The sequence below is a fragment of the Saccharopolyspora erythraea genome, from assembly GCF_018141105.1.
Classification (GTDB): Bacteria; Actinomycetota; Actinomycetes; order Mycobacteriales; family Pseudonocardiaceae; genus Saccharopolyspora_D; species Saccharopolyspora_D erythraea_A.
The window spans coordinates 5918412-5944594 of the sequence record NZ_CP054839.1 but is presented as its reverse complement, the minus strand read 5'-3'; the positions used below and the strand labels follow the sequence as shown (position 1 = coordinate 5944594).

General features: G+C 71.1%; 21 protein-coding genes. 16 read left to right on the top strand and 5 right to left on the bottom strand.

The features are described from left to right. Nucleotides 1-24: 24 nt before the first annotated feature. Genes HUO13_RS26545 through HUO13_RS26525 form a run of 5 tightly spaced genes read left to right on the top strand, consistent with a single transcriptional unit; the run spans nt 25 to nt 6143 of the window. On the top strand, nt 25-981 hold the full coding sequence (locus tag HUO13_RS26545; protein ID WP_211897753.1) for an ABC transporter permease: 957 nt from the start codon (nt 25-27) through the stop codon (nt 979-981). Continuing rightward, entirely contained in the window at nt 981-1823 is an 843-nt protein-coding gene (locus HUO13_RS26540; RefSeq protein WP_211897752.1) for an ABC transporter permease, read from the top strand. Before HUO13_RS26545 ends, HUO13_RS26540 begins: the two co-directional genes overlap by 1 nt. Continuing rightward, a complete protein-coding gene (locus tag HUO13_RS26535; protein ID WP_211897751.1) occupies nt 1820-3547 on the top strand; it encodes a dipeptide ABC transporter ATP-binding protein in 1728 nt (575 codons plus the stop codon). Before HUO13_RS26540 ends, HUO13_RS26535 begins: the two co-directional genes overlap by 4 nt. After that, nucleotides 3544-5532 (top strand): CocE/NonD family hydrolase, encoded by a 1989-nt coding sequence (locus HUO13_RS26530; RefSeq protein ID WP_211897750.1) that lies wholly within the window; start codon nt 3544-3546, stop codon nt 5530-5532. The genes HUO13_RS26535 and HUO13_RS26530 overlap by 4 nt, the downstream gene beginning before the upstream one ends. Further along, nucleotides 5529-6143: a TetR/AcrR family transcriptional regulator gene (locus HUO13_RS26525; RefSeq protein WP_211897749.1), complete on the top strand. Its 615-nt coding sequence runs from the start codon at nt 5529-5531 to the stop codon at nt 6141-6143. Before HUO13_RS26530 ends, HUO13_RS26525 begins: the two co-directional genes overlap by 4 nt. Before the next feature lie 46 nt (nt 6144-6189). Here HUO13_RS26525 and HUO13_RS26520 read toward each other — a convergent pair whose 3' ends face one another. From HUO13_RS26520 to HUO13_RS26505, 4 genes are all read right to left on the bottom strand, one after another. After that, the gene (locus tag HUO13_RS26520; RefSeq protein WP_249124073.1) at nt 6190-7341 is read right to left on the bottom strand and encodes a cytochrome P450; all 1152 of its coding nucleotides are present in this window, start codon (nt 7339-7341) and stop codon (nt 6190-6192) included. A 30-nt stretch (nt 7342-7371) separates the two neighbouring features. Next, entirely contained in the window at nt 7372-8622 is a 1251-nt protein-coding gene (locus HUO13_RS26515) for an MAB_1171c family putative transporter (RefSeq protein WP_211897747.1), read from the bottom strand. 9 nt (nt 8623-8631) lie between these two features. Then, complete coding sequence (locus tag HUO13_RS26510) at nt 8632-9075, bottom strand: hypothetical protein (RefSeq protein ID WP_249124072.1); 444 nt, start codon at nt 9073-9075, stop codon at nt 8632-8634. Between the two features lie 125 nt (nt 9076-9200). Beyond that, complete coding sequence (locus HUO13_RS26505) at nt 9201-9662, bottom strand: helix-turn-helix domain-containing protein (protein WP_211897745.1); 462 nt, start codon at nt 9660-9662, stop codon at nt 9201-9203. A gap of 792 nt (nt 9663-10454) precedes the next feature. Here HUO13_RS26505 and HUO13_RS26500 point away from each other — a divergent pair. The 8 genes from HUO13_RS26500 (at nt 10455) to HUO13_RS37720 (ending at nt 18678) form a co-directional block, all read left to right on the top strand. Then, a complete protein-coding gene (locus HUO13_RS26500; protein WP_211897744.1) occupies nt 10455-11771 on the top strand; it encodes an MFS transporter in 1317 nt (438 codons plus the stop codon). After that, the gene (locus tag HUO13_RS26495; RefSeq protein ID WP_211897743.1) at nt 11771-12637 is read left to right on the top strand and encodes a polysaccharide deacetylase family protein; all 867 of its coding nucleotides are present in this window, start codon (nt 11771-11773) and stop codon (nt 12635-12637) included. Before HUO13_RS26500 ends, HUO13_RS26495 begins: the two co-directional genes overlap by 1 nt. After that, on the top strand, nt 12634-13515 hold the full coding sequence (locus HUO13_RS26490; RefSeq protein WP_211897742.1) for a polysaccharide deacetylase family protein: 882 nt from the start codon (nt 12634-12636) through the stop codon (nt 13513-13515). Before HUO13_RS26495 ends, HUO13_RS26490 begins: the two co-directional genes overlap by 4 nt. A gap of 70 nt (nt 13516-13585) precedes the next feature. Continuing rightward, nucleotides 13586-15184, top strand: coding sequence for an ABC transporter substrate-binding protein (locus HUO13_RS26485; RefSeq protein WP_211897741.1), 1599 nt, complete (start codon nt 13586-13588; stop codon nt 15182-15184). Beyond that, nucleotides 15181-16200 carry an ABC transporter permease gene (locus tag HUO13_RS26480; protein ID WP_211897740.1) on the top strand — a complete coding sequence of 340 codons (1020 nt, stop codon included), beginning with the start codon at nt 15181-15183 and terminating at the stop codon, nt 16198-16200. The genes HUO13_RS26485 and HUO13_RS26480 overlap by 4 nt, the downstream gene beginning before the upstream one ends. Continuing rightward, the gene (locus HUO13_RS26475; RefSeq protein ID WP_211897739.1) at nt 16197-17072 is read left to right on the top strand and encodes an ABC transporter permease; all 876 of its coding nucleotides are present in this window, start codon (nt 16197-16199) and stop codon (nt 17070-17072) included. The genes HUO13_RS26480 and HUO13_RS26475 overlap by 4 nt, the downstream gene beginning before the upstream one ends. Next, nucleotides 17069-17863, top strand: coding sequence for an ABC transporter ATP-binding protein (locus HUO13_RS37725; RefSeq protein WP_249124071.1), 795 nt, complete (start codon nt 17069-17071; stop codon nt 17861-17863). Before HUO13_RS26475 ends, HUO13_RS37725 begins: the two co-directional genes overlap by 4 nt. Further along, nucleotides 17860-18678 (top strand): ABC transporter ATP-binding protein, encoded by an 819-nt coding sequence (locus HUO13_RS37720; protein WP_249124070.1) that lies wholly within the window; start codon nt 17860-17862, stop codon nt 18676-18678. Before HUO13_RS37725 ends, HUO13_RS37720 begins: the two co-directional genes overlap by 4 nt. Before the next feature lie 33 nt (nt 18679-18711). Here HUO13_RS37720 and HUO13_RS26465 read toward each other — a convergent pair whose 3' ends face one another. Beyond that, on the bottom strand, nt 18712-19623 hold the full coding sequence (locus HUO13_RS26465) for a MurR/RpiR family transcriptional regulator (protein WP_211897738.1): 912 nt from the start codon (nt 19621-19623) through the stop codon (nt 18712-18714). A 79-nt stretch (nt 19624-19702) separates the two neighbouring features. Here HUO13_RS26465 and HUO13_RS26460 point away from each other — a divergent pair, with 79 nt between their 5' ends. From HUO13_RS26460 to HUO13_RS26450, 3 genes are all read left to right on the top strand, one after another. Beyond that, nucleotides 19703-20839: a C45 family autoproteolytic acyltransferase/hydolase gene (locus HUO13_RS26460; protein ID WP_211897737.1), complete on the top strand. Its 1137-nt coding sequence runs from the start codon at nt 19703-19705 to the stop codon at nt 20837-20839. A gap of 262 nt (nt 20840-21101) precedes the next feature. Beyond that, entirely contained in the window at nt 21102-25733 is a 4632-nt protein-coding gene (locus HUO13_RS26455; protein WP_249124069.1) for an RHS repeat-associated core domain-containing protein, read from the top strand. 267 nt (nt 25734-26000) lie between these two features. Then, a complete protein-coding gene (locus HUO13_RS26450) occupies nt 26001-26177 on the top strand; it encodes a hypothetical protein (RefSeq protein ID WP_211903418.1) in 177 nt (58 codons plus the stop codon). Nucleotides 26178-26183: the final 6 nt, after the last annotated feature.

Here is a 26183-nt window from a genome sequence, read left to right as displayed (position 1 = left end):
CCGCAAGGCACGGGGGAGGCCGTGATGCTGACCTTCGTGCTGAGTCGGCTGGGGTCGGCGGTGCTGACCATCGTGCTGTCCTCGCTGATGGTGTTCTTCGCGGTGCAGGCCCTGCCGGGCGACGTGGCCAGCCAGGTACTGGGCCGCGACGCCACGCCGGAGGCGGTCGCGGCGATGCGCGAGCAGCTGCACCTGGACCAACCGGCGTGGCAGCGCTACCTGTCCTGGGTCGGTTCCGCGCTGCACGGCGACTTCGGCACGTCCCTGGTCTCCGGAGACCCCGTGGCCGCGGATCTGGGGCTGCACCTGCGCAACACCGCGCTCATCGCGGTCGTGACCATCGTCGTGGCGATCACGGTGTCGCTGGCGCTGGGCGTCATCGCCGGGTTGTACCGGGACCGGTGGCCGGACCTGGCGATCTCGTGGCTGAGCCTGATCGGCATGAGCATCCCGGAGTTCGTCGTGGCCACCCTGCTGGTCCTGGTGTTCTCGGTGACCGTGCCGCTGCTGCCGGCCGTCGTGCTCGACGGCCCGAACGCGACCGTCGCCGACCTGCTGCCCGCGATCTGGCTGCCCGCCGCCGCGCTGGGCGTGGTGATGGCGGCCTACATCGTGCGGATGGCGCGGACCAGCGTGATCGACGTGATGGCCACCGACTTCGTCACGACCGCGACGCTCAAGGGGCTCGGGCGCTGGCGGGTGGTCACCCGCCACGCCCTGCCCAGCGCGCTGCTGCCGACGCTGAACGTGATCGCGATGAACATCGCCTGGCTCGTCGGCGGGGTCGTGGTGGTGGAGAACGTCTTCAACTACCCGGGGGCGGGGAAGCTGATGCTGGAGTCCGTCTACAGCCGCGACCTGCCGATGCTGCAGGCGATCGCGCTGCTCGGCGCGTGCGTGTACGTGGTGTGCAACCTCGCCGCAGACTTGGCCGCGATGGCGTTGAACCCCAAGCTGCGGACCAGGGGAGGGAGGGCGTGATGGTGGCGTTGCGAACTCGGCTGCCGCGGTCGGCGACCGCGCGGGTCGGGCTGGCCGTCGTGGGGGTGCACATCCTGCTTGCGGTCGTGGCCCCGCTGCTCGCGCCGTACTCGCCGGTCGCCAACGATCCGGCGCAGGCGCTGCTGGGAGCGAGCTGGCAGCACTGGGCGGGCACCGACCAGTACGGGCGGGACGTGCTGTCCCGCGTCCTGCACGGCGGCCGCTACGCGCTGACGGTGTCGTTCCTGGCGACGGTGTGCACCGTGGGGCTCGGCACGCTGATCGGGTCGTTCGTGGCACTGCGCGGCGGGTGGCTGGACAACGTGGTGATGCGGGTCCTGGACGCGGTGCTGTCGGTACCGCCGATCCTGGCCCTGTTGGTGATCGTCACCGTGTTCGGTACCGGTCCGGGCGTGATCGTGCTGGCCGTGACGGTCGTCTACACCCCGGCGGTGGTGCGGGTGGTCCGCGCCGCCGCACAGAGCGTGGTGCCCGCCGACTACGTCACGGCGGCGCGGGCGCGCGGTGAGCGGACCATGCCGATCCTGGTGCGCGAGATCTTCCCGAACATCATCGACGTGGTGTGCGTGGAGTTCGCGATGCGCGCGTCGTGGGCGGTGCTGCTGATCAGCTCGTTGTCGTTCCTCGGGTTCGGGGTGAACCCGCCCGCGCCGGACTGGGGGCTCATGGTGGCGGAGAACCGCACGGCCATCACCGTCGTGCCGCTGGCCAGCCTCGCCCCGATCGTCGCGCTGGCGACCCTGGTGGTGGGCCTGAACCTGGCCGCCGACGGGCTGTCGAAGGCGTGGGGCGTGGACCGGATCCGGAAGGGGGCGGCATGAGCATCGTCGACGTGCGCGACCTCTCGATCGCCTACCGCGCCGGCCGCCGCGAGGTGCCGGTGGTGCGGGACGTGTCGCTTTCGGTCGAGCCCGGGCAGACGCTGGCGCTGGTGGGCGAGTCCGGCAGCGGCAAGTCCACCATCGCCGGGACCCTGCTCGGGCACCTGCGGCACGGTTCCCGGCAGACCGCGGGCGAGGTCCGGATCGACGGCGAGGACGTGTTCTCGTTGTCCGGCAAGCGACTCCGCGCGCTGCGCGGCCGCACCGCGGCGATGGTCGCGCAGAACGCGGGCTCGGCTCTGACGCCGTCGATGCGCATCGGGCGGCAGCTCGACGAGGTCCTGCACGGGCAGGGGCTCACCGCCGCGGCGCGCCGGAGCCGAGCCCTCGAACTGCTGGACCAGGTGCGGTTGCCCGAGCCCGATTCGCTGGTCAAGCGCTACGCGCACCAGCTCTCCGGTGGTCAGCAGCAGCGTGTGGCGATCGCGATGGCGATCGCCGCCCGGCCGAAGGTCCTGGTGCTCGACGAGCCGACCACCGGGCTGGACGTGATCACCCAGCGCGGCATCCTCGACCTGCTGTCCGCCTTGGCTGACGAGCTCTCCCTGGCCACGGTGCTGGTCAGCCACGACCTCGGCGTCGTGGCGGCGGTGGCCGACCACGTCCACGTTCTCCGCGCGGGCCGGACCGTCGAGTCGGCCCCGTCGCGGCGGTTGTTCTCGGCGCCGGCCGAGCCCTACACGCGGCAGCTGCTGGCCAGCGTGCCGCGGATCTCCGACCGCGGTCTGGTCGAGGTCGGCGCGGACGGCGAGCGGCACGCCAGACCACGTGCCGAGGTGGCCGACGCCGAGCCCGTGGTGGACCTTGACGAGGTTCGCGTCGGCTACGGGAAGCGCACCGTGGTGTCGGACGTGTCGCTGCAGCTGCGGCGTGGTGAAGTGCTGGCGCTGGTCGGGGAGTCGGGAAGCGGCAAGTCCACGCTCGCCGCGTCACTGGCGGGGCTGCGCGCTCCGGCCTCCGGCCGGGTGCGCTACCTGGGCGAGACGCCGGGCGACCTGCGCGTCCCGGCCGGCAAGCGGCCCCGGGACCTGCGGCGCAAAGTGCAGCTGGTGTTCCAGAACGCCGACACCGCGCTCAACCCCCGCCGCAGCATCCGGGATTCGGTGCGCAGGCCGTTGCGCCTGTTCGGCATCGTGCCGCGTGCTCAGCGCGCCACCCGGACCACCGAGCTGATCGAGTCGGTGCGGCTCGACGCCGCGTTGGCGGAGCGCCTGCCCGCGCAGCTGTCCGGTGGCCAGCGCCAGCGGGTCGGGATCGCCCGCGCCCTTGCCGGAGCGCCGGAGGTGATCATCGCCGACGAGATCACCACGGCGTTGGACGTCTCGGTGCAGGCGCAGGTGCTCGCCCTGCTCGACGACCTGCGCCGCGAACACCGGCTCGCCTGCCTGTTCATCAGCCACGACCTGGCCGTGGTGCGCGGCATGGCCGACCGCGTCGTGGTGCTGCACCAGGGCAGAGTGGTCGAGCAGGGCAGCACCGAGGCGGTGTTCGCAGGCCCCAACCACCCCTACACGCGAGCACTGCTCGACGCCGCGCTCGAACCCGACCCCCAGGCCACCGGCACCGCGGGCCCGGCCCCGGCCTGGGCGCACGACGACCACGAAGAGACCTGGACCGATGCCGGCGAGGGGCACCTGATCCGGCGCTGGAAGGAGATTCGGTGAAGTACCGGGAGCACTTCGACCGGGAGGTCGCGGTCGAGGAGCGCTGGATCCCGATGCGGGACGGGACACGGCTGCACGCGCGGATCTGGCGACCGGCCGACGGCGAGCCGGTGCCCGCGCTGCTGGAGTACCTGCCCTACCGCAAGGGTGACTGGACCGCGCCGCGCGACGCGCAGCGGCACCCGTACTACGCAGGGCACGGCTACGCCTCGGTGCGGGTCGACCTGCGCGGCAGCGGCAACTCCGAGGGCGTCATGCTCGACGAGTACACCGAGACCGAGCTCTCCGACGGCGTCGAGGTCATCGAGTGGCTGGCGGACCAGCCGTGGTGCACCGGCAAAGTCGGGATGTTCGGTATCTCCTGGGGCGGGTTCAACTCGCTGCAGATCGCCGCGCTGCGCCCGGAACCGCTGAAGGCCGTCGTCACGGTGTGCTCCACCGACGACCGCTACGACAACGACGTGCACTACACCGGAGGCGCGGTCCTCGGCATCGACATGGCGGCGTGGGCGGGCACGATGCTCGCGTTCACCGCGCGCCCGCCGGACCCGGCGGTGGTCGGCGACGACTGGTCGAAGATGTGGCGGGAACGCCTCGAATCCGTCGCACCCTTCCTGCACACCTGGCTGGCGCACCAGGAACGTGACGGCTACTGGCGGCATGGCAGCATCTGTGAGGACTACTCGGCCGTGCAGGCCGCGGTGCTGGCCGTCGGCGGATGGGCCGATCCGTACCGAGACACCGTTTTCCGGCTCGCCGAACACCTTTCCGCGCCTGTGCGCGGCATCGTGGGCCCGTGGTCGCACCAGTACCCGGACCGCGGGCTGCCGCCCGGACCGGCGATCGGCTTCCTGCAGGAAACCCTGCGTTGGTGGGACCACTGGCTCAAGGGCGCCGACACCGGTGTCCTGGACGAGCCGCTGCTGCGGTCCTGGATGCAGGAACCCGCCGCGCCGAGCACCTTCTACACCGAGCGGCCCGGCCGCTGGGTCGGCGACGACGCCTGGCCGTCTCCGTCGGTGCGGCCGACGCGCTACGGATTCGACGCGGAGCTGACCGGCTCGCAGGTCGTGGTGTCCAGCCCCGAGCACACCGGGATCGACGCGGGCCGGTTCTTCCCGTTCGGCAACCGCAGCGATCTGCCACCGGACCAGCGGGAAGAGGACGGCCGCTCGGCCTGCTTCGACTCGGCTCCGCTGGCCGAACGCGTGGAGATCCTCGGCAGGCCCTGCGTCTCGCTGCGGATGAGCTGCGACGTCGAGCGCGCCAACATCACCGTGCGGCTGTGCGACGTGGCGCCCGACGGGTCGTCGACGCTGGTCACCAGGGGAGTGCTCAACCTGTTGACCCGCAACGGCCGGGAACGCGCCGAGCCGTGGCCGCCGGGCGAGGTCGAGGCGGTGACCGTGGACCTGTCGGCGATCGCCTACGCCTTCCCGCCAGGGCATCGCATCCGGGTGGCGGTCTCCACCGCGTACTTCCCGTGGGTGTGGCCGCACGGCGAACGCGCCACCGTCGAGCTGGACCTGGCCGCGAGCGCGCTGGTGCTGCCGGTGCGGTCCGCGCCCGAGCGGGCGATCGCATTCGCCGAGCCCGAGCACGCACCGCCGCTCGAGGTGCGGACGGGAAGTGCGCCGCAGCGCCCGGAACGGGTGGTGCGCCGGGACGTGGCAGGCCGCGAGTGGGTCCTGGAAGTCGATCCCAACTACGGTGGTTCCCGGACGTTCCCCGACGGGCTCACCTACACCGAGAGCGCCACCGAGACCTACCGGATCCGCGAGGACGACCCGCTCTCGGCCACCGCGACATCACAGTGGACAATCAGGCTGCAGCGCGACGACTGGCTGGCGGAGGTCAACGCCACGACCGAACTGCGCGCGACCGGGGAGGAGTACATCGTGGACAGTCGGCTGGACACCTCCTCCGGCGGGGAGGAAGTGGTGTCCCGCAGCTGGAGGCAGCGAATCCCGAGGACCTCGGCATGACCGGCCGCCGGGCCGTGCCCGCCGAGAAGCGCAGCAGGCACCCCACGGAGGTGCGTCGCCGCCAGGTGGTGCGCGCAGCCCTGGAGCTCATCTCCGAGCAGGGCATCGCCGGTGTCAGCGCCCGCGACATCGCCAGGCACGCGGGCGTTTCGCCGGGCACGATCACCTACCACTTCTCCGGTGTCCGGGAGATCGTCGCCGAGGCGATAGCGCTGGAGATCGACGAGTACTACATCCCGCTGATGGCGCAGTTGCGGACCCTGGCCCCGCGCGAGGCGCTGAGCAGGCTGGTCGACGCGTTGTTCACGCCGGAGACCGAGCGGCACTGGCGGATGTGGTTCGAGTACTGGCTCGCGGGCCTTCACGACGACGACTTCGTCGACCGGCAGGCCGGCCGCTACGCCGCCTGGCAGGGACAGATCCGCGACATCATCGTCGCGGGGCAGGACGCGGGTCTGTTCACCAGCGGCGACGCGGCGGAGGTAGCGGTGCGGTTCGTCGCGCTCACCGACGGCCTCGCCCTGCAGTGGCTGCGCGGTGTCCCACCCCTGACGGGCGAGCAGGCGCGAGATCACCTGCGCCGCTTCGCCGCCGATGAACTGGGGGCCTGAGTCCCCGCGGCGGTGCCGGTCGCGGGGTGGGCCAGGCAACAACAGGTCAGGGCTGGAGGTGGGCCCACACGCTCGCAGGACCGCGGTGGCGGAAGTTCCCGCGCCACTGGGTGCTCCCGGGCGCCACGGTGGTGGACGGGTAGTGGCGCAGCACCGCGGCGACACTGCTGGACAGCAGGTGGTAGCTCAAGGCGGTGGCGGGGCAGTTGTGGTCACCGCGCCCGAGCGCCAGATGCGGGTTGGGGCTGCGTGTCAGGATGAGTTCGTCCGGGTGGTCGAACTGCCGGGGATCCCGGTTGGCCGCTGCCAGGGACAGCAACAGCGTTTGCCCGGCCCGGACGGGGACTCCGGCGATGTCGAGATCGACGAGCGCGAAGCGCGGCGCCGCCAGTCCCTGGGGGGTGTCGAACCGCAGTGCTTCGGCGGCCGCGACGTGCCGGGCCGCGGGGCTCTCGCGCAGCACCGCGCGATGCCGGGTGTCGGTGAGCAGCCGCAGCAGGACCACGCCGAACGCGTCCACGAGTGGCTCGGTGGGGACGAACAGCAAGTAGAACACCTGGGCGGCCAGCTCGTGCGCGCTGAGCCGGCCGTGCTGGCAGGCGGCTTGGAGCTCACCCAGCAGACCGTCTCCGGGGACGGTGGTGGCGGTCTGGATGATCTCGGCCATGCGTCCCAGCGTGTCGCGGGCCCGCACTTCGACCGCGTTCTCGTGCCGGCGAGGGGCCAGCAGAGCGTCGTGCGCCCATTCGGCGAACGCCTGGTGAGCAGGATCGGGCAGGGGCAGCACCGCGCGGACCGCAGTGAGTGCCAACGGGAACGCGAGCTCGGCAACCAGGTCCACCGGCTGCTCTGGGGCCAGCGCGGCGACCAGGCGGTGCGCCTCTTCCTCCACCACTTCGGCTGTCCGATGTAGACCGTCCCCGGAGAAGGGTGAGGAGATCAGCTCCCGCAGCCGGTCGTGCTGGGTCGCGTCGACAGCCAGGAGGTGCGGGCGCAGCTGCGGTGGCAGCTCGAATCCCGCGTAGTCCTCTCCCGCGCTGTGGTCGGGGTTGACCGACAGGCGGGTTTCGTCGCGCAGCAGGTCGCGCACGTCCGCGTACCGGGTCACCAGCCACGCCGGGGGTCCGTCCGGGGTTCGTACGCGGACTGCCGGGCTCTGCTCCCGGAGCGTGGCCAATCCCGCGTGAGGGTTGGTCACCTCGTCCAACACTGCCTGTTCAAGCATGGGTCACCTGGGTTCGGCGAGGGCGTCGGTGGCACGGTTTGCCAGCACGGCGGCTACCAGCGGGTGCGGCAACCGCCAAGCACGGCCGATCTCGCAGAGGGCGCTGACCTCCATCGCGAGCCGGTAGTCGGGATCTCCGGGCGGGTTGCGCCACAGCAGCGCGCCGTGCGCGGCCATGTCCGCCTGCCCGGGGTCGGCGTCGACGTGCTGGTACTCGCGGATCATCGTCGCGCCGTCGAACTTCTGCCCGGCGGCGTGGGCGCGCAGGCCCGCCGCGATCCGCGCCGCCTCGATCGCCGCGTGCCGGCCCCGCCCGTCGAGGCCGAGCCGGTCCGCTTCGGCCTGGGCGAACCGGTCGACCTCCGGAGCCAGGTGCGGACGCAGGGCTCGCAGCAGGTCGTTGGTGGCGATCAGCCGCCGGTACAGGACGGTCACGGCCGGGGTGTTGTCGGCCAGGGCGGGGTTGACGACCCGCAGCGCCGCGTACAGGGGACGCAGATCCCGCCAGGTGCGGACCCGCAACGCCCACCGGGGCACCAGCGGAACGGACCAGCCCAGCGCCATCGTCACCGCGCCGAGCGTGGCCAGCCCCGGCGCCAGGGCGGTCGACACCCACGTGAGATCGGCACCGGCCCACGCCGCGGCGACCTGGGCCGCCTTGCCGACCGTGTAGCCCAGGGCGATGACGCAGCCGATGGGAACCAGTCCCAGCCCGGCCCGCAGCCACGGCAGCCGGCTGGCTCGCGCGGTGCGCCGGCAAACCCGCGCCAGGTGCACGAGGTTGGTGGAGTAGGCCGTCCACCAGGCGAGCTGGAAAGCGACCGCGAGCGGGTCCAGGGCGTAGTGGGCGTCGAAGTCCAGCGGGTGCGAGGCGTCGTGCACGTCCGCGAGAGCGAACAGCACCGCCATCGCGGCGACGGCTGCGGCGGTCACCACGAGCTGGCGGCGACCGGCGGTCCGCGCCCGCTGCTGGGGCATCTCGAGCGCGTGGTGGCACACCACGGCGGCGCCGAGACTGATCGTCACGCCGCTGTAGACCACGAGCGTCGCCAGGTTGGGAATGCCGGTGAGCCGGTCGATCGACTCGTAGTTGGTCGGGATGGCGCTGACGAACGCGATGGTCAGCGCCAGGTGCGCCACGGCGAGGCCCAGGACCCGCACGTTCTTGGGATCGAGGATCAGTGCGCGTGTCTTGGAGGCCACCACGGCCAGCATGAGCGCGCCGGCGAGTGCGTAGCCGAGTGTGTAGAGCACTGTCCCTCCCTACCCGAGAAGATCCTGGAACCGCTGCAACGCGGCGGCCACCTCGGCGGGCATGTCCTGGCGTTCCTCGGCGGCCCGCCAGGACGCCATCCGGACGTGGCACAGCGCCGCCAGCATCTCCGCTTCGATCTCGTGCCCGTGCTCGCAGGTCGTGCGGCTCAGCACCTGTTCCAGCACGTCGTCGGGCAACGTCGGGAACATGGTCCGCAGCGCACCCATGGAGTCCGGCTCTGGCGTGCCGACATGGCCCCACACCAGGTGCATGAGCTCGTGGAGCCAGACGTGCCAGCGGTGCGATGTCCGCAGCTGGGCGTCGGCGACGACCAGGATCGCCTCACCGGTGGTGAGCACCAGTCCGCTGGGCGCGGACGCGGGCAGGTCGACCACGCCGAAGAAGATCGGCTTGCCGAGGCGCCTCTCCAGCGCGCCCCGCAGGTGTTCCATGCGGAACCGCCGAGGTATGCCCAGCTCGCGCAATCGCCGTCCACTGCGCCACCGCAGTATCGGACGCGTCCACAACCAACCGGCGTGGTTGCCCACGGTGTCTCCCGCTCCCCACGTCGTGACCTTCATCCATCGCGCCGTCGTTCGCCCTCGTCAGGGGCGGGGTCCGGGCGGGAACGGAACGCCTCCAGTACCGCCTTGATCGCGCCCGCGAGCTGTTCGCGCGACTCGGGGGCGACATCGGCGGTGAGCTGGCGCAGTGCCAGCTCGCGGACACCGAGCGAGCCCACCAGGGCCAGCCGGTCCAGATCTTCGCCCTGGGGCCCGGGCAGCAGCGCGCTGGGGGAGACGCCGAAGAACCGGGCCAGGAGCTCGATTTCGGTCAGTCTCGGCACGGCCCGGCCGGTGAGCAACTTCCACACCTGGGTGTGGGAGATCGAGTGGCTGGTGTTCGCCCGGATCCAGTCCGCTGCCTGGGCCGCCGTGTACGGCCGCCCGGTCTGCGGGTTGGTCTGCTCGAACAGTGTCCGTAAGCGGGTGCGGAACGCATCCGCCAAGCTCTCGTCGGTCACCCCAGGGTCGTTCATGCTTCTGAGCCTAGGCGCGCCGGTCGGCTGGGTCACGGTCGACCTCCCTCGAATTTTTACTCGTGTTGAGATCTGGGCTCGGAGTTTCACAAATGTTGATGTAGGGTGATCGCGCCTGGGATGTGGGCAGCGCGTAGATGGCCAGGCACGTTGTGGCACCGGTGCGATCAGCGAGCACGGGCGATGCGGTTCGTCGGCGGAGTGCGCGTGACCGAGCTCCCGGCGCCGCGGGTCCGCGTCACCCGACTTTCGCGTGGTGCGCCGGAATCGGTTCTGCCGAGGCGGTCTCGACGCCATGGGGGTGCGCCGAGACCGCCGGCCACGACTGACTTCGGGGACGGGTGCGCTGACCGCGCTCATCGCCCCGCCGTTCGAGCTGGGCTCCAGCCGCGCCGGGCGGTGCCGTGGAGCTTCCCTTCCCCCTGCTTCTGGACTGCCCGGCTGCCCGCCGGTTACGTCTTCCTGCGTGACGACCAGGCCGTGTCGCCCGCGCTCCACCGCGAACGCCGCAGGGATGAACTGACGCGGCGGTTCCCAGCGGGACACGCATCCGGCCCGCTGCCGGAGCCCAGATGTGCGGGTCTGGCCGCAAAGCCTTCCCGAAATCGTCGGGAACCACAGGTCAGGCCCTCGGCCGGGCGGTTGCGCCCGCGCGGCGCCGACTGACCGCTGTGGGCGGTCGGCGAAGTTTGCGCTACAGCCATTGACAGGGGGGAGGCGTTCGCTACGCTGCTGTAGCGAACACGACAGAATGATGTAGCCGGTAGTTGTCGCTACCAGATCGGGAATCTGATGACTCGTCAGTCGCGCGGCCTCGCCTCGGCCGCCGGTCCGGCCGCGCCGCCGGCGGCGGCGCCTCGGCGCGGCCGTGCCGTTCTGGCCGGGTCGGCTGGAAATCTCGTCGAGAACTTCGACGGCGCGCTCTACGCCTTCCTCGCCCCGTACTTCTCGCAGCAGTTCTTCCCCTCGCACGATCCCTCGTCCGCTCTGCTGCTCACGGTCGGCGCCTACGGCAGCGGGTTCGTGATGAAACCGGTCGGCGCGATCTGGTTCGGCAGCCTCGGTGACCGCCGCGGCCGCCGGACGGCGCTGTACCTCTCGATCGCGGTCATGGCGATCGGCAGCCTGATGATCGCGGCATGCCCGTCGTACGCGGTGATCGGTCCGCTGGCGCCGATCGTCCTGGTGCTCGCGCGGTTGCTGACCGGGTTCTCCACCGGTGGTGAGTTCGGCTTGTCCTCGGCCTACCTGGTCGAGTACGCGCCGGCCGGACGGCGCGCGTTCGTCGGCTGCACGCAGCAGGTCACCGTCATCGCAGGCACGCTGCTGGCTTCGGCGTTCGTCGCCGGGCTGGCGCAGGTCGTTCCGGCCGGTGCGATGCACGGCTGGGTGTGGCGGGTGCCGTTCGCCGTGGGGGCGGTGTTGTGCGCGGCCGCCGCGTGGCTCCGCTTCAGGGTCGACGAGACGCCGAGCTACCAGAGGGTGGAAGCGGTCGAGGCGAAGGCGGCGCATCCGGTGTGGGAGGTGCTGCGTTGCCACCCGCTCCAGTCGCTGCGGGTCGTCGGCCTGTCCGTCGCGGGGATCATGACCTACTACGTGTGGTTGCAGTTCCTGCCGAGCTACGCGCACCAGAGCACCGGGATCAGCCTCGCCGACGCGCAAACCGCGAACACGGTCGCGCTCTTGCTGATGCTGCCGGCGATTCCGCTGGCGGCGTTGCTGTCGGACCGCATCGGCAGGCGGCCGACCCTGCTGATCTTCGGCATCGGAATGGGCGTCCTGGTGTATCCGATGCTGGCGATCCTGCAACTGTCGCTGACCGGGTTCGTCGTCGCCCAGCTCGGTGGCGCCCTGCTCATGGCGTTCTACATGGCCAACGGCCCGGTGGTGAAGGCCGAGCAGTTCCCCGCGTCGGTGCGGGCCTCCGGGATCTCCTTCCCGTACTCGCTGGCCAGCGTCGTCTTCGGTGGCTCTGCGCCACTGGTGACGGGGGTCTTCGCGGGCACGGGGCAGTTCGTGCTGTTCGGCGTGTACGTCACGGCCGTGTGCCTGATCAGCTCGGTGGTGTTCTGGCGGATGCCGGAAACCAAGGACGTGGAGCTGGACTGATGGAATCGAGGAATCCGATGACCGGCTTCTCGGAAGCACCGCGATGGCCGGGCGGGGCGCGCTGTGCGGTCATGCTCAGCTTCGACGTGGACGGCCCGACGTTGTGGGTCGACAGGTCGACCGGGCGGTTCGAAGACGTGCGCGGTTTCTCCCTCGGCGCCTACGGGCCCTACCGCGGTGTCCCGCGAATTCTCGGCATGCTCGATCGACTCGGCGTGCCGGCCACGTTCTTCGTGCCGGGAAAGACGATCGAGCAGTGGCCGGCCGTCGTCGCTGACATCGCCCGGTCCGGGCACGAGATCGGTCACCACGGATGGCTGCACGAAACCTTCTTCGACCATCCCCCAGCCCGGCAACGCGACATCATCACGCGCAGCCAGGACCTTCTGCACGAGGTCACCGGAACCCGGGCCGTGGGCTTCCGCAGCCCCAGCGGGGACATCGCGGTCGGCACCCCGGGCCTGCTGGCCGAGCTGGGCTTCTCCTACTCGAGCTCGATGCGCGGGGACGACCGTCCGTACCGCTGGTGCCTCGACGGCCGCCGCTCGGACCTGATCGAGATCCCCGCGCACTGGGAGCTCGACGACTACCACCAGTTCGTCTACCACGACGATCCCGCGCAGCCCCGGGGCCTGGACCGGATCTCGTCCACCGCGGCCACCTTCGACATCTGGCGTCGTGAGTTCGACGGCTACCACCGGTTCGGGCTCTGCTACGTGCTGATGATGCATCCGCAGGTGATCGGCACACCTGCGCGCATGCACGCGTTGGCCGAGCTCGTCGCATACATCCGCGCTCATCAGGACGTGTGGTTCGCCACCGGTGAGCAGATCGCCGCGTGGTGGCGGGACGGAGCACGGCAATGATCACCTGGCCCGGACAGGCGCGGTGCGCTGTCGCCGTCACCTTCGACCTCGACGCGGAACTGTTCTGGCACCGGCTGCATCCCGGTGCCGCGGAACGGCCGAAGACGCTCTCGCTCGGTGAGTACGGCATCACGCGCGGGACTCCGCGTTTGCTGGACCTGCTGGGTGAGTCCGATGTGCCGGCATCGTGGTTCATTCCGATGTGGACTCTCGAACGGCATCCGGTGGCTGTGGAGCGAATCCGGGAGCGGGGACACGAGATCGCCTGCCGCGGTGTCGCCGACGAGGTTCTCGGCGCACTCGAACCCGAGCGGCAGGCGGAGACCGTCGACCGTGCCGCGTGCGCCCTGGAGAAGGTCACCGGATCGCGCCCACGTGGTTTCCGCGCGCCACCGGGCAGGGTCGGCGAGGGGTTCGGCGACGTCCTCGCGCAGCTCGGGTTCGGATGGTCGTCGACGCTCTTCGGCGACGACGTCCCGCACTACCTCGAATCCGGTGGCACCTCGACGGGAGTCGTCGAGGTGCCGCGGCGGTGGGAGCACACCGACCACCCGTACTTCGCCTACAACGGAGGCCCGGTCGCGTTTCCGCCAGGCCGTTCCCGCATCGCTTCCCACGAGGTCGTGCTGGAGGAGTGGAAGACCGCCTTCGACGCGTACCACCGGGAGGGTCTCTGCTTCGTGCTGTGCCTGGAGCCGCAGGTCATCGGGAAGCCGGGCCGGGCTCTGCTGCTCGAGGAACTGCTCCGGCACATCCGGTCCCGTCCTGGGGTCTGGTTCGCCACATGCGGTCAGATCGCCGAGCACTTCCGCAGGCACGGCGGCCAGAACCCGCCTGGGCATCCGGAACGGGTGCGCGCCACGTGGACCGAGAACTGATCATTCCAACAGCTCTTCCAGGGAGGACCGACTCATGCGACCTCTGCGCCGGGACGGGTGGCGATGACTGATGCGAAGACCACTGGCCCTTCTCACCGCCTGCCTGCTGGTCACCGGATGCGGGAGCACCGCGGATCTCGGCACCGTCCGGCTGGTGTCGACAACCCCGCCCGCGGGGGCGGGGGCGGGTGAGGTCACCTGGTTCCTGGACTCCGAGCCGCTCACGGTCGACACCGACTACCAGAGCGGAACGACCGAGGACACCGTGGTGGCCAACGTCTGCGAGCGGCTCTACCAGCTCCAGCCGGACTTCACGGTTCGCCCGTGGCTGGTGGACGAGCCGGTCATGCCCGACCCCACCACGTTCGTCTACCGGGTCCGCGACGGTGTCCGTTTCCACGACGGCACGGCGGTCACCGCCGAGGACGTCGCGTTCAGCCTGCGCCGCCACGCCGAGGACGGCAACGACGAGTCCGACGAGTTCAGTGGCGTCGAGGCCATCGAGGTGACCGGGCCGATGCAGGTCACGGTCCGGCTGGAGGAACCCGACGCCCAGTTCAAGTACCGGATGGCGGGAGACGCCGGGATCGTGCTCAACGCCGACCTGGTGCGACGGCTCGGTGACGCCTACGGCAAGCCGGGACAGCCGGACGCCTGCAGCGGCCCGTACTACCTCGACCGCTGGGACGCGGGCTCCGGCCTGACGCTCAGGCGCTTCCGGGACTACTGGAACCCGGAGCTGCGGCCGTTGACCGAGAGCGTCCGGTTCGTCTGGGGCGACGAGTGGGCTGTGGTCAACAGCCTGCGCACCGGCGCGGCCGACGGCGCCTACCTCGACGACCCGAGCATGGCGCCCGCGCTGAGCAGCAGTTCCCAGGTGTCCCTCCGCTTCGGGCCGACCACGTCGGCGTGGCAGCTGATCCCCGCCGGAGGCGGCGCGATGGCCGACCGGCGTCTGCGGACCGCGCTGTCGCTGGCACTGGACCGCGAAGGCATGGCACGAGCGGCGTTCCGCGGTGCCGCCGAACCCTGGAAGCTCCCGGTCGGTGCGGGCACCTTCGGCGCGGGCAGGGGCCTCTTCGAACGGTCCTACCGGCAGCTCCGGGATGTTCCCGTGCGGCCGGTGGAAGCGGACCTCGAGCGGGCCCGGCAACTGGTCCGGGAGGCCGGTGACCCAGCGGAACCGATCGTGCTCGCCAGTGACGGGACCGCGGTCGGCAACGTCCTGGCCAACGGGGTCCGCGACGCGGGCGTGCGCCTGGGCCTGGCGATGGAGATCCGCACCGTGCCGCCCGCCCAGTTCTCCGAGCTGTTCGCCTCGTCGCGGGCGCGGGCCGATGTCGACCTGATCATCACGGACTGGTACCTGTCCAAACCGGACGGTCTGGGCATGTACGACAACGTGCTGCCCGGCAGCGTCAACAACTACCTCGGTTTCCGCGACGAGCAGTTCGAGCGCGTGTTCGCCGAGGCGGCGGGCACCTACGACGACGTCCGGCGGGCGGAGCAGGTCGTCCGGCTGCAGGAGGTCTACCTCGAACACATGCTGTCCATCCCGCTGGTGATGGCACCGACTGCGCTGGCGATGAGCACCCGGCTCACCGGGCCTCCGGTGACCAGCGCCTACCTGACCTATCCGTGGGTGGCCGATCTCGGGAGGCGACCGTGACACCGCTGCTGCGCTGGCTCGGCCAGGTGCTGGTCACCCTGCTGGTCGCGTCGTTCCTGATCTTCACCGCGATGTATCTCGCGCCGGGCGACCCGGCCACCGTGCTGGCCGGTGGCGCGGACAACGTCAGCGACCGCACGCTCGCCGCGATCCGCGCCGAGTACCACCTGGACCAGCCGTTCCTGGTGCAGTACCTGCTGTGGCTCGGCGACGCCGCGGGTGGCGACCTCGGCCGGTCGTTCGTCTACGGCCAGGACGTCAGCTCCCTGATCGCCTCCCGCCTGGGCACCACGCTGTGGCTGGCGCTGTACGCGGCGGTGCTGACCATCGTGGTCGGAGTGCTGCTCGGCGCGTTGTCGGCCGTGCGCCGCGGCTCGCTGGACTCCGTCGTGTCCGCCGGAACCGCCCTGCTGGCGGGGACTCCTCCGTTCGTCGCGGCCGCGGGGCTGATCGCCGTGTTCGGCGTGGGACTGGAATGGTTCCCGGTCACCGGGGCGGGTGACGGCTTCCTCGGGCGTCTGCACCACCTGACGTTGCCTGCCGTCTCGCTGGCGGTGGCGTCGCTGGCGACCATCACCCGGATCACCCGTCAGTCCATGGCGGACATCCTGATGCAGGACCACGTGCGGGTGGCCCGCACGCGGGGCATACCGGAACGGCGTGTGATCACCCGGCACGTGCTGCGCAACGCGGTCGGCCCGATCGCCACCATGGCAGGCATGATCACCGCGGGCCTGCTGGCCGGGACCGTGGTCGTGGAATCCGTGTTCGGGCTCAGCGGTGTGGGGTCGTTGCTGGTCAACGCCATCAACACGAAGGATTTCCCGGTCACGCAGGCCGTCCTGCTGTGCATGGTGCTCGCTTACGTCGTGACCACCGGGGTGACCGAGCTCGTGCAGCAGCTGGCCGACCCTCGGCTGAGGCGAGCCGGGAACACCAGGAGCGGTCGTGCATCGGCTTCCGCCGGTGACGAACACCAAGCGGTTGCCCCACAAGACGCAGGAGCGGTGTCATGACCCCGTCCACCGGTTCGTTGGCCACCAGCGCAACGGCGGCCGTCGCAGCGGCCGGGAGGCGCCGGCACGGCCCGCTGTTCTGGACCGCCGCGGGAGCGCTCGCGGCCCTGGCGGTAGCGGCGCTGGCCGCACCGCTGATCGCTCCGCACGATCCGACCGCGACCGACTTCGACTCGATCCTGGTACCTCCGGTACCCGAGCACCTGCTGGGCACCGACCAGCTCGGCCGCGACCTGTTGTCCCGCGTCCTGCACGGCGCCCGCACCAGCCTGGTCGCACCGCTCGGGGTGCTGGTCATCGCCACGGTGATCGGCCCCGTGCTCGGCGTCGTCGCGGCATGGCGCGGTGGCTGGCTGGACGCGGTGTTCGCCCGCGCCACCGATGCGCTGATCGCGTTCCCCGGCCTGCTGTTCGCGGTGCTCACGATCGCCGTGCTGGGTACCGGGGTCACCGCGTCGGTGCTGGCCCTGGGGTTGGCGTACTTCCCGGCGGTCGCCAAGGTCACGCGCAGCGCCGCGCGGGCCGAGCGCAAGCGCCCCTACATCGAGGCGTACCGGGTGCAGGGCATGAGTGGTGCGGCGATCTGCCTGACCCGGCTGCTGCCGCGCGTGATGCCGCTGGTGCTCGGCTACGTGGTGGTGCTCTTCGGCGATGTGCTGCTGGCGCTGGCCAGCTTGAGCTACCTCGGGTTCGGGGCGCAGCCGCCGTCGCCGGACTGGGGCCTGATGGTCTCGGAGGGCCAGTTCGCGATGCTCGAAGGCGCGATGGCTCCGACGTTCGTGCCCGGCCTGGTCATCGCGGGAACGGTGGTGGCGTTCAACATCGTCGGCGTGGGCATCGCCGACCGGCTCGGCAGGACGGAGCGGTCATGAGCCTGGTGGAACTCGGCGACCTCACGGTCACCATCGCGGGCGCGGCGAGCCCGATCCTGCGAGGGGTCGACCTGCGCGTCGGCGCGGGAGAGATCGTCGGACTGGTGGGGGAGTCCGGATCCGGCAAGTCCACGACCGCGCTGAGCATCGTGCGCATGCTCCCGAGCTCGGCGGCGGTGTCCGGACGCATCGCGGTGGACGGGCGGGACGTGCTGGGGATGAAACCGGCCGCGTTGCGCGAGCTGCGGACCCGCACGGTCGGAGTGGTGCAGCAGGAGCCGCGCGCCGCGTTCAACCCGCTGCGACCGGTCGGGTACTTCCTGACGGAGCAGTTGTGCACGAACCTGCGCTGGTCGGCACAGGACGCGCGTGCGCGGGTGGTGGGCTTGATGCACGAGTGCGGGTTGCGCGAACCGGAGCGGATGCTCGCCCGGTATCCGCACGAGCTCTCCGGAGGAATGCTGCAGCGCCTGGTCATCGCGGCCGCGCTCGCGGTGGAGCCGGAGCTGCTGCTGGCCGACGAGGCGACCAGCGCTCTGGACGTCACGACCCAGGCCGAGATCATCGCGATCCTCAGCCGGATGCGCCGCGAACGAGGTCTCGGGATCCTGTTCATCACCCACGATCTCCCCCTCGCGGCGGCGTTCTGCGACCGCGTGGCGGTGATGCGCGCGGGCGAGGTCGTCGAGGAGCAGGCCGCACGAGAGCTGTTCGCCCATCCGGAATCCGCGTACACGGCTGAACTGCTCGCGGCTGTTCCGGTACTCGAAGAGGAAGGAGAGCGGGCATGACCGAACTGCTTCGAGTGGCCGGCCTCCGCAAGAGCTTCCACTCCGCGGCCCGCGCCGTCGACGACGTCGAGCTGACCGTCGCCGAGGGCGGTTCCCTCGGCCTGGTGGGCGAGTCGGGCTCGGGCAAGAGCACGGTGGCCCGCATGCTCGCGGGCTTGGAGCGGCCCGACAGCGGCGAGATCACGCTGGCCGGCGAGTCGCTGGTGGACCGGCCGCGGGGCCGCAGGGGGCGGTTGGCGCGGGCGAAAGCGGTCCAGATGGTCTTCCAGGACCCGTACCTCTCGCTCGATCCGGCGGTGACCGTCGGAAGGTGCCTCGACGGGGTGCTGCGCCTGCACGGCTGGTCCGATCGTCCGCAGCGGCACGTACGGGTGGTCGAACTGCTGGACCAGGTGGGGCTGGAGGCGAGCAAGCAGCACGCGCTGCCGCGGGAGCTCAGCGGGGGACAGCGGCAACGGGTGGCGATCGCCAGAGCGGTCGCGGTGCAGCCGCGGCTGCTGGTCCTCGACGAGGCGGTGTCGGCGCTGGACGTGTCGGTGCAGGCGCAGATCCTGCGGCTGCTGGCCGGTCTCCGCCGCGAGACGGGCACGGCGCAGCTGTTCATCAGCCACGACCTCGCTGTCGTGAACGAGGTCACCGACACCGTCGCGGTGTTGCTGCGCGGGCGGGTCGTCGAGCAGGGCGCCACCCGGGATGTCCTGCGGGCCCCTCGGCATCCCTACGTGCGCCTGCTGAAGGATTCGATACCCCGCGTCGGGTGGGATCCGGCCGACATCGCGTCCCGGCGTGCTTCGCTCCTGGGTGCCCGTCCTTGAAGCCATGCGCGGCGGCGCGGGTGGCGCCCGGTCTCAATCCCGCATGAGGCGTTCCCGCAGGGTGGTCAGAGTGGCGCGGGTGGCGATGGCCCGTGCTTCGTGCATGGCGGCCACTCCGTGGACGAGGAGGTCCGTCAGCGCGATGGCCGAGGTGGACTCGGCCGCGATGCGGCCCGCGCCGCCCGCCGCGTAGAGGGAGACGTCCAGCAACGGGCGCAGGCGTTTGGCCAGGTTCCGCTCGGAGATGAGGATGCGTCGGGCGCCGACCGACCGCGCGTGGTCGAGCAGCACCTCCAGCTCGTGCAACGAGCGACCCGGCAGGTAGACCACGAGGACGTCGTCCCGCCCGAGCGGCAGCAGGTCGTCGGCGAGGCGGAACCCCGTGCTGCCGACGAACCTGGCGCGTTGTCCCAGCCGGTTGAGGCGCAGCGCCAGGTGCCGCGCCCCGAGTTCGGAGCCGCCGACGCCGAAGGCCATCACCTCGCGGGCGTGGGCCAGCAGGCTGACGGCCTCGCGCACGTCGTCGACGTCCAGCGCGGCCTGGGTGTTCTCCAGGTCTTCGCGGGCCTCGGTGAACACCGTGGACACCGCGCGTTCCAGGTCCGGGCCGATGGCCGCCAGCCGCTGCTCCAGCCGGGTCGCGGGGGCCACCGTGTTCACCAGCGCCCCTCCGACCTCGCGCTTCAACGCGGGAAGGCCGCTGTAGCCGAGCTTGCGGGCGGTGCGCACCACGGTCGCGTCGCTGGTACCGGTGTGCTGTCCGAGCTCCTCCGCGGTGGCGAAGACCAGTTGCTCCTGCGGCATGTTCAGCAGGTAGCGGGCGACCTTCTGCTCCGCGCGGGAGAGTCCGCCGAGGCGCTCCCGCACCCGCGAGCCCAGGTCGTCGCCGGCGTCCGGCGCGGGCTCGTTTGTAGTGTTCGCTTCATCGCTTGACCCGGATGTCATACCCGCTACAGTCCTTGTAGTGCTCGCATCTGATTCGAATATTCTGTAGTGCATACTACGACAACGGCTGAGAGACCGGATGGACAACCTGACACTTCCCACCGTGGAACTCCGCGGCACCCCCCGAGAACGCGGTCACCAGTACGGAGAGTTCGCTCGTACCCAGATCGGCAGCGCCCTCGCCTACTACGCCGACGCCTTCGGCGGGGCCACCGGCCTGACCTGGCAGCAGGTCGTCGACAGGGTCGGTGAGCTCCTCGAACCCTGCCGGAGGTTCGCGCCCGACCTGGTCGAGGAGATGGCGGGCATCGCGGACGGGGCCGGCGTCGAACTCACCGACGTCCTGGCGCTCAACGCGCGCGGCGAGCTGGTCCGGGACAGCCTGCCCGCCGCCGACGAGGATCTCGGCGCGGACGGCTGTTCGTCCTTCGCGCTGTTGCCGGAGGCCAGCGGCGACGGGCACGTCTACTGCGGGCAGAACTGGGACTGGCGGCACGGCATCCGCGACACCATCGTGGTGGTCCGGATCGTGCAGCCGCCGAAGCCGACGGTGGTGATGCACCTGGAGGCCGGCCAGGTCGGCAGGCAGGGCGCCAACTCCGCCGGACTGGCGCTCAACGCCAATGGGCTGACCGGACGTTTCGGTGCCACGCGCGGCGTTCCGCAGACGCTCATCCGGCGCAAGGTGCTCGACTCGGCGAACATGCACGAAGCGCTCGAGGTCCTCAGCGGCGCCGACGCGCAGATCGCCAGCAATGCGCTGCTCACCCACCGCGACGCCTTCGCCATCGACATCGAGACGACACCCAAGGCACACGGGTGGATGTATCCCGAGAACGGGGTCCTGGTGCACGGCAACCACTACCAGGCCTTCGTTCCCCCGCAGATGGCCGCCGAGTACCGGCCGCGGCCGGTGGACTCGCTGTTCCGCGTGCCGCGCATCCGCGAAGGTCTGCGCCCGGCGGGCGCCGCCTCCAGCGGCGAGGCGGTGCGCAAGGTGATCAAGCAGGCGTTCTCCGACCACTTCGGGTACCCGGAGTCGGTGTGCACCCATCCGGACGAGCGCAGCGACGCCCTGCGCCAGTGGTCGACGGTGCTGCACAACTGCGTCGATCTCACCGCGGGGGAGTACTACATCGCGGCGGGCAACCCGTGCAGCGAGGAGTACCGGCTCGTGCCGTGGAACCTCTACGACGGGCCAGGTGGGGACGACTGACCTCTGTACCGGATCCCAGGACTTTTCCGCATGGCGTCGACGAGCATCTGATCGGTGTGCGCCCCATGAAGTGACGGCGCGACACCCGGTTCCGGGCAGTCGCGGCATTCCGGACGATGGCGGAGAAAACGTCCGTGGACGGATGCGATCCTGGTATATGCCAACGGTTTTGGCATTGGTGGGGCGTTGGTGTGGCGTTGGTGACCTGGGCGAATATTGATCCGTTTGCCTTGTTCCCACACTCACCCGGGATGGTTGCGCTGTGACGAATCCGCTGGTCGCCGAACGCAAGGACTCGACGCAGGGGTTCAGCGGGGTTCCGATCCTGGAGTCGGTGGACGAGACGCGCAAGGCGATCGAGTCCGGTGACTGGGCGGCCGGGGTGCTGGGTGCGGTGGGGACCGGTCTGGATGCGCTGGGGATGGCGTTGGATCCGTTCGGGGCGATCCTGGCCGCCGGGGTGGGGTGGCTGATGGAGCACGTCGGCCCGGTCTCGGACGCGCTGGACTCGCTGACCGGGGATCCGGACGAGATCAAGGCGCATTCGGAGACGTGGAAGAACATCGGTGCCGAGCTGGCCGCGATCGCCGCGGACATGACCGATTTGGTGGACAAGGACACCGCCGGCTGGACCGGGCAGGCCGGCGATGCCTACCGGGCCCGCAGCGCCGACACCGGCAAGCTGATCACCGCCGCGCAGAGCGCGGCGGAGGGGGCTTCCAGTGGGATCGCCACCGCCGGTGAGGTGGTGGGTGCGGTGCGCACGTTGGTGCGCGACATCATCGCCGAGTTGGTCGGTCATCTGGTGAGCTGGGCGTTGCAGGTGGTGGCCACGCTGGGGATCGGGTTGACCTGGGTGGTGCCGCAGGTGGTGGCCGAGGTCGCCAAGGTCGCCGCCAAGATCGCCGACATCACCATGAAGCTGGTCAAGGCGATGAAGTCGTTGATGCCCATGCTCAAAAAGCTGGGCGGGTCGTTCGACGAGGCGGCCGACGCACTCAAGAAGATCAAGAACGACAGCAGCACCGCCCCACCGCCGAAGCCCGGTGAAGGGACCCGTGGCCCCGCTCCCAACGGGCCCGACTCCGCCGGGCCGGGGCCGAACCCGTCCGGCCCGGGGCCGAACTCCGGCGGCCCGGGGCCGAGCTCGACCTCGTCCAACTCCGCCGGGCCGGACTCCACCACGTCGAACTCCGCGGGACCGAACACGAACCCCCCGCCGGATTCGTCGCGGGGCGGCAACGGCCCCGGGGCCGACACGCCCAGTGGCGGAAACGGCCCGGGTCCCGCGAACACCAGGTCCGCGGGAGCCGACGGGCCGCCGTCCGGCATGCCGAACCCGCCGCGCAACGGCGCCGTGTCCGCAGAGACCCGCCCGTGCAAGGGCGACCCCGTGGACGTCTCCACTGGAGAAGTCGTCCTGGTCCAGCGCGACCTCGCCCTGCCGAACCCTCTCGAACTCGTGCTGGAGCGCACGCACCTGTCCGGCTACCGCGCGGGACGCTGGTTCGGCCCGTCCTGGACGTCCACCGCGGACCAGCGGCTGGAGGTCTACCGCGAGCACGTCTGCTACTTCGCCCCGGACGGGGTGCGGCTGGTGTATCCGCTGCCCGCCGTCGGCGCGGAGGTGCTGCCGCTGGAAGGCGCGCGGTGGGCGCTTCGCCGCCGGACCGCCGACACCTACGTCCTGAGCGAAGCAGGACGGGAACGGACGCTGGAGTTCGCCCCGCGGGGCCGGGGCGCGCTGCCGCTGGTGCGGATTGCCGATGACGCCGGCAACTCAATCGACTTCGAGCACGACGAGCGCGGTGCTCCGCGGCGGCTGTCGCACTCCGCCGGCTACCTCGTCGACCTCACGACCTCGGACGGCCGGATCACCGCCGTGCGCGTCCTCGATCCTGGCTCCGACCTCGCGGTCGCCGTCATGCGCTACGACTACGACGGCCGTGGCCGCCTGGTGGGCGTGACCGACTCCAGCGGCGTTCCGCAGCGGTTCCACTACGACGACGCGGGCCGCATGACCGGCTGGGAGGACCGCAACGGCGGCTGGTACCGCTACGTCTACGACTCCACCGGCCGGTGCGTGCGGACCGTGGGAGACCGCGGGTTCTTCGACGGTTCGTTCAGCTACGACCGCGAGCGCCTGGTCACGACGTTCACCGACTCCCTGGGCAACAGCACCGAGATCCACCTCAACGCCGAGAACCAGGTGCTGCGCGAGGTCGGTCCGCTGGGCGCCACCACGTCCCGGACCTGGGACCGCTACGACCGGCTGCTCTCCCGGACCGACCCGCTCGGCCGCACCACCGGCTACGAGTGGGACGCCGAGGGCGAGCTGGCTGCCGTCGTACGGCCCGACAGCAGCCGGGTGCGGATCGAGCGCTGGACGCAGGACGCGCTCGACATCGCGGTGGAGGGCCCCGACGGACGGACCTGGCGCCGGAGCTACTCCGGCGACCATGTCCCGGACCCCCTGACCACGCAGCTCGGTGCCGCCGAAGGCGTCGCCGACTCCGGCGCGGACACCGCTCCGGCCGACGCGCTCGCCGACGAGGTCACGGCCGGCAGCGCGGACGACCGCACCGAGAGCGACCTGTTCGGGCGTCCGCGGGTGGTCGTGGACCGCGACGGCGGCACGACGCAGCTGACCTGGAACGTCGAGGGACGGCTGCTGTCGCGCGTGCTGGCGACGGGAGCCCGCGAGCAGTGGCAGTACGACCGCGAGGGCAACCAGCTGCGTCACGTCGGCGCGCTCGGCCAGGTCACCGGGAACGAGTACGGGCGGCTGGACCTGCTGACCGCGACCGTGGACGCGACCGGCGCGCGCACGACCTACGACTACGACACCGAGGCACGGCTGGTGGCGGTCACCAACCCCAACGGCCAGACCTGGCGCTACACCTTCGACGCGGAGGGCAGGATCGTCGAGGAGAGCGACTTCGACGACCGCGTGACCCGCTACGCCTACGACGCGGCCGGACAGCTGCTGCGGTCGGTCAACGCCGCGGGTGAACAGGTCGAGTACGGCTACGACGTGCTGGGCAACGTGGTGTGGCGGCGCACGCCCACCGAGGTCGCCACGTTCGCCTACGACCCGGTCGGCCGGCTCGTCGAGGCGGCCAACGGCGACGCCACGATCACCGTCGAACGGGATGAGCGGTCGCGGGTCACCGCCCACACCGTCAACGGGCTCACGGTGGCGTTCCGCTACGACGACGGCGGCGGCGTGCACCGCCGCACACCGTCCGGTGTGGACAGTTCGTGGACCTTCGACGACGGCCGTCCCGCCGCGCTGCGCTTCGGCGGGCACCACGTCGCTTTCACCCACGACGAACGCGGCCGCCAGACCCGCAGGCAGGTGGACGACGCGTGGGTGCTCACCCAGACCCACGACGCCGAGGGCCGCCTGACCGGGCAGGCCGTCACCGCCGCCGGGAACGAGGTGGTGCGGCGCTCGTTCGGCTACCGGCCCGACGGCGCGCTCGCCGCCGTCGACGACAGCGGAGCGGGCTCGACGCGCTACGAGCTCGACGCCGCGGGCCGCGTCACCGAGGTGCTCGCCCCCGGGCGTTCGGAGAGCTACCGCTACGACGGCACCGGCAACCTGACCGCATCGGACACCGGCGGCGGGCTGGTGCGGCACCGGTACCAGGGCAACGCGCTGGCCGGACTCGGTGCGGTGAGCTACGAGCACGACGCGCAGGGCCGCTTGGTGCTGCGGCGGGTCAGGGACGCCGCGGGCGCCGAGCGCGTGTGGCGGTTCACCTGGAACGCGCTCGACCGGCTCACCTCGGTCGTCACCCCGGACGGGACGTGGTGGGCCTACCGCTACGACCCGCTGGGTCGGCGCATCGCCAAGCAGCGGCTGGTCGTCCAGGCGCCGGGGGCCGTCCCGGCGGTGGCCGAACAGGTCGACTTCGTCTGGGACGGCACGGTCGTGGTCGAGCAGCGCACCGGTGCCCACGTGCTGACCTGGGAGCACCACCCCGACGACGGCCACCCGGTCGCCCAACTTGAGCAGTCGCCCGCGGGCGGGGCTCGTTTCACCGGTGTGGTGACCGACCAGGTCGGCAGCCCGGTCGAACTGGTCGACGCCGGGGGCAGCGTCGTCCGGCGGGCACGCTGCACCCTGTGGGGCCTGGTCACGGGCTCGGAGGCCGCCGCGACGCCGCTGCGCTTCCCCGGCCAGCACCACGATGCCGAAACCGGGCTGCACTACAACGTCTACCGCTACTACGACCCCGTGACCGCGCGGTACCTGAGCCCAGACCCGTTGGGGCTGGAGCCGGCGCCGAACGCGGTCGCCTACGTGCCGAACCCGCTCGTGGCCTGCGACCCGCTCGGTCTCGTGTCGCAGGGGTCGTCGTGCGCCACGGGCGGCGACGGTGGCGGCGGAGGGCGGGGGCAGAAGCGCCGCAACGCCGACGGAGACTCGAACCACGCCGCCGACACCAGAGGGGGCCCGCGGCGCAGCGACCGGCAGCGCGAGCAGAACATCCGGCGCCAGGAGGAGAGCGGCGGTCGGGTCACACGTCACGGTGGCAGCCGCCCCGCGCCCACCCAGGAGCCGTCCCAGCGCGGCACGTGGAACGAGCGGAGCAGGCCCGGCTACAACGACGGGACCAAGGACGAGGTCCTCGACCGGATGGAGCGCAACGACCGCGGCGACTACAAGTGCCAGGGCCAGTGCGACAGGTTCCTCCCGGAGCAGGACATCACCATCGACCACGTCCGGGACTGGAAGACCTGGATCAAGGACACCGCCGCCCCGGACGAGAGCGGGAAGATCACCTCGCAGTCCGCCAAGGACGCCTACAGCGACATCCGCAACCTCGAGGGCTTGTGCGGTCCGTGCAACAGCTCGAAGAACGGCCCCAAGGGAGTCCACGACTGAGGTTCGGCGAAAGTGTTGCTGCGCGGGCGATCGACCGTGGCAATGCCGAGGCTGTCTTCCCCTGCGCCCGCTGACCTCATCCACGCGCGTCGTCGAACGCTTCGTCCGTACGTGGTGTGAGCCGCCCTCGTCAGCGGGACCGGTGGTCGCTGGATGGGGGTGCTGCCGTTGCGAGTGCTGGGTTTTCGGGCTGCTGTGGGGGTCTCCGGGGCCCGATGCCCCGGGGCGTGGTGTTCCACGGTGCACGACCGGTCAGATCGTGAGGAGATGATCCGGATGAACGTCTGTGTCGAGCGTGTGAAGTCAGCGGAGATCGAGGGTGTTGCCGCCGAGGTGGAGGCGCTGGTCGACTCCGCCGAGCCGCGAGGGGAGTTCCGGGACAGCCCGCTCACCAACTGGCTCCTCATTGTTTCCGCACCTCTTCCGCGTCCGAAGAAGAAGTGACCGGGT